The organism is Vibrio sp. 1580, from assembly GCF_033340055.1.
The window spans coordinates 1-518 of the sequence record NZ_JAWOVT010000731.1; the positions used below are offsets into that span (position 1 = coordinate 1).

The window sequence follows — 518 nt, forward strand, 5'->3', positions numbered from 1 at the left end:
CTTACCATCATGGAGATAAAAATGAAAAAGCTTATGACGTCATTGGCTGTTGCAGCCACTATCGCATCACCTGTTGCTCTTGCGAACAGCACCCCTGTGATGTTTTCAACGATCGACCATACTAACGCTCCATCAAACTCTGCTGTTGGTGGTGTTCGTTTGGCGGTACTGCATGGCCAAGTAAACGAAGTAAAAGGCGTCGACTTCTCAGTTCTAGGTATGTCTGAAACTGACCGTACTACGGGTGTGAACTTCGGTCTGTTCTTTGGGGCAGCGAAAGTAAACCAAGAAATGAAAGGTGCGTCACTTGGTTTGGTTAACTGGAACCAAGGCCAAACAACCGGTGTGAACTTTGGTGCGGTAAACATCACGAACAACGTGAAAGGCCTAAACTGGAGTGCGGTGAACTACTCAGAAGGTTACACCATGGCAGACGTTGGTCTGGCGAGTATTTCTAAAAAGTCTAACTTCCAACTTGGCTTTTTCAACATGACAGACCAAATCGATGGCGTGCAAAT

General features: G+C 46.3%; 1 protein-coding gene. It reads left to right on the forward strand.

Annotated features, from left to right (window positions below):
* Positions 1–21: 21 nt before the first annotated feature.
* Positions 22–518 (forward strand): VC2662 family protein (locus R7093_RS28090; RefSeq protein ID WP_318147392.1); only part of this gene is annotated, 497 nt, incomplete at its 3' end.